This is a genomic window from Albidovulum sp., from assembly GCF_049646345.1.
Classification (GTDB): domain Bacteria; phylum Pseudomonadota; class Alphaproteobacteria; order Rhodobacterales; family Rhodobacteraceae; genus Albidovulum.
In genome coordinates, this window is record NZ_JBARVQ010000444.1 from 1 (window position 1) to 2,101 (window position 2,101).

The 2,101-nt window shown below is 61.1% G+C and carries 2 protein-coding genes; one reads left to right on the forward strand and one right to left on the reverse strand.

Annotation, left to right across the window (positions count from 1 at the left end):
• Positions 1-155: 155 nt before the first annotated feature.
• Complete coding sequence (locus WBB85_RS11160; protein ID WP_432638689.1) at positions 156-491, reverse strand: hypothetical protein; 336 nt, start codon at positions 489-491, stop codon at positions 156-158.
• Positions 492-659: 168 nt separating this feature from the next.
• Between WBB85_RS11160 and WBB85_RS11165 the strand changes: the two genes are divergently transcribed.
• Positions 660-1,829: a DUF2235 domain-containing protein gene (locus tag WBB85_RS11165; protein ID WP_432638690.1), complete on the forward strand. Its 1,170-nt coding sequence runs from the start codon at positions 660-662 to the stop codon at positions 1,827-1,829.
• Positions 1,830-2,101: the final 272 nt, after the last annotated feature.

The following is a 2,101-nucleotide window of genomic DNA, read 5'->3' on the forward strand; positions in this document are numbered from 1 at the left end:
TTTCCGGTGTTTCGAACGTGGCGTGGGACCATGCGGGCATGGCAGAGGAAAAGGCGGCAAGCGTCAGCGCTGCCGCTAGGTTGCGGATATGTGTCATCTGTCTACCTGAATATGTAAAAGTGGGGCCGCGCGGTCATACGCGGCATTACATCTGATCAGGTCGGAACCGGTGGTGCATTGGCAGGCGGACGAGTCCAGCGGCGGGCGGGTTGCAGGATTTGTTCTAAGACCGGGGCAGCGGCCCGGACCGGCGCCCAGCTGCGGCGTGCCTGAAGCGCTGCGACAGGTGCGATACTGTGAGATGCGATCTGGCAGTAGTCGCAATGCGGGTGCTGTCCCGTCCCGTCGGGCCCCGAGCCGCAGATGTCACCCAAGCCAAGGAAGACCGGCGCAATCTCGGCGCGCGCATGGTCCACCGCCATCCGGCCCATGACGGCTGGTCCGGTGCCAAGGCCGGACAGCAGCAGGATAAGAAGAAGACGACGCAGCACTCAGTATGTTCCGGACAGTTTCCGCGAACTCTCGACATTTGCTGCGCCATGTCCAGTGCGATGATGCCGCAGGTTTGGGGGGCGGTGAACTTGCCTGCACATTGCCAGAAGCGGTGAAATGCGCGACACTGTCCGCATTTGATGAAGTCCATTTTTCAGGAGGGTCCGATGAAAAGGATCGCGGTATTTTGTGATGGTACATGGAACGGCGCCGATCAGGCCCATCCGACAAATGTGCGCCAGATGGCGGTGATGGTGCCGCGCGAAGGTCGCGACGGCGTCGAACAGCGGGCGCTTTACTTTCAGGGCGTCGGCGTGCCCGAGGGCGGAGGTTTTCTGGAGCGGGTCAATGAACGGGTATCGGGCGGTGCGATGGGGGCCGGGCTCGATAACAAGATCGCGCTCGCCTATATGCATCTGGGAAAATACTATGAGCCGGGGGACGAGGTCTATATCTTCGGCTTTTCGCGCGGTGCCTATACGGCGCGCTCGCTGGCCGGGCTGATCCGCAATTCCGGCCTGCCGCGCGATCCGTCTGCCGAACTGGTTCGTGCCTGCTTTGATCGCTACAGGGACCGCAGCGACGCGGGCAAACCGGACAGTGAAGACAGTATGCGGTTCCGCTTGCGCGTGTCGCCCGGGATCGCGACCAGCGAGGCTGAACAGGACTGGCGCAGGCAGAACGGCCATCCGGAAGGCCATCCCTTCACGGTGCGGTATCTTGGCATCTGGGATACGGTCGGCGCGCTGGGCATCCCGTCGCATTGGGGGCTGCCTGCACGGGTTCTGAACCGGAAGTACCGCTTCCACGACACCGAATTGTCGCGATCCGTTCTGTCCGCCCGTCATGCCGTGGCGATTGATGAAGAGCGGCGGACCTTTGTGCCGACACTCTGGACCAACCTCGAAAAACTCAGGGACCAGAACCCCGCAGGGGACTACCGGCAGGAATGGTTCGCGGGCACACATGGGTCGGTCGGTGGTGGCGGCGATATCGTCAGCCTGTCCGGCATCGCGCTGATATGGATCGCGAGTGGGGCAATCGCGGCGGGGCTGACGCTGGATCAGGAGCGTTTGGGTGCCGTTGGGAATGCCTGCGATCACATGGGCCCGCTCATCAACAATGCTGACGGCAAATCGTTCGGTGAAAGGCTTCTCGGGGTGACCGGCAGGGCGCGACAGGGGCCGGGTCAGGTCGGCATGGTGGCCCATCCCGCGATCGCACGCTGGCGGCGGGATGGCAGATACCGTCCGGGGGCTCTGACAGTTGTCGAAGCCGATTTGCAGGGCTTCGATCTGGCCCAAATCATACCATTCAACGCCGTGGCGATTGTCTGAAGTGTATCATTGCCGCGCCAGATACCTTGTTTGTTGCTGTGATCAGATGTCGCGCCGTCATCATTCGAAAACTTATACTTGTTTTCGCGACAACAACAAAAGCGCACGGAGGAGATACGCTCTCAATGGTTGATGTCGTGAAAACAACTACTACGAATTGTGGTCGATTGCGTCGCAATGACAGCCATCAGGATAACGCCGCGAATAGAAGAGACGAAAACGATCTGAGCACGCCGCCCCGTTCGATCCGCTTCTATCGGGGGCGGCGACGC

Excerpts from the sequence above, each read along its gene's own strand:
- WBB85_RS11165 (WP_432638690.1), top strand. The coding sequence starts at position 660 with ATGAAAAGGATCGCGGTATTTTGTGATGGTACATGGAACGGCGCCGAT.